The sequence below is a fragment of the Amycolatopsis sp. SID8362 genome (assembly GCF_010550475.1).
GTDB classification, from domain to species: domain Bacteria; phylum Actinomycetota; class Actinomycetes; order Mycobacteriales; family Pseudonocardiaceae; genus Amycolatopsis; species Amycolatopsis eburnea.
This window is the reverse complement of the sequence record NZ_JAAGNB010000664.1, coordinates 1-1,106: the sequence shown is the minus strand read 5'-3', so window position 1 is coordinate 1,106 and position 1,106 is coordinate 1. Positions and strand designations below refer to the sequence as shown.

General features: G+C 74.7%; 1 protein-coding gene. It reads left to right on the top strand.

Going from position 1 to position 1,106, the window contains the following annotated elements; all coding sequences use genetic code 11:
- On the top strand, window positions 1-1,106 hold a 1,106-nt coding region (locus tag G3I65_RS20375), incomplete at both ends, for an acyltransferase domain-containing protein (RefSeq protein ID WP_160697515.1).

Below are 1,106 nucleotides of genomic sequence, written 5' to 3'. Positions count from 1 at the left end.
ACCGCGCGACCGTCCTTTCCGGACTGCGCGACCTGGCCGGCGGCGGGGCCGCGCCGTCCGACGTCCGGACCGGCCGCACGGTGGCGTTCCTGTTCACCGGGCAGGGCGCGCAGCGGCTCGGCATGGGACGCGAGCTGTACCACCGGTTCCCGGTGTACGCCGAGGCGTTCGACGCCGTGCTCGCCGAGCTGGACCCGCGGCTGCGCGACGTCGTCTTCGGCGACGACGCGCGGCTGCTGGACCGGACGGAGTTCACCCAGCCCGCGCTGTTCGCCGTCGAGGTCGCGCTGTTCCGGCTCGCCGAGTCCTGGGGCCTGCGCGCGGACTACTTCGCCGGGCACTCCGTCGGCGAGATCGCCGCGGCGCACGTCGCCGGCGTCTTCACCCTCCGCGACGCGTGCACGCTGGTGACGGCGCGGGCGCGGCTGATGCAGAACCTGCCGCCGGCCGGGCTGATGGTCTCGATCCGGGCGAGCGAGGACGAGGTCCGGCCGCTGCTGACCGACGGCGTCGCGATCGCCGCGGTCAACGGACCGCGGTCGGTGGTCGTCTCCGGGCACGAGGACGCCGTCCTCGCGGTGGCCAGCCGGTTCGAGAAGGCGAAGCGGCTGCCGGTCAGCCACGCCTTCCACTCGCCGCTGATGGACCCGGTGCTGGCGGACTTCGCCGAGGTCGTCGCCGGGCTGGCGGTCGTGGAGCCGGCGACGCCGATCATCTCGAACCTGACCGGGCAGGAGAGCACCGAGCTCGCCTCGCCCGGCTACTGGGTCCGGCACGTGCGCGAGACCGTGCGCTTCGCCGACTCGATCGAGACGCTGGTCAAGGCGGGCGTGACGGCGTTCGTCGAGCTCGGCCCCGACGGCGTGCTGTCCGCGCTGACCCAGGACATCGCCGACGACGTCGTCGCGGTACCGCTGCTGCGGCGCGACCGCGGCGAGGAAACCGCGATCGTGACCGCGCTCGCCGGCCTCCACACCGCCGGGGCCGCCGTCGACTGGGAAGCGTTCTTCGCGGGCACCGGTGCCCGGCGCGTCGCCCTGCCGACGTACGCCTTCCAGCGCGAGGTGTACTGGCCGAAGGCGGCCGCGCTCCGCGGCGACGCCACC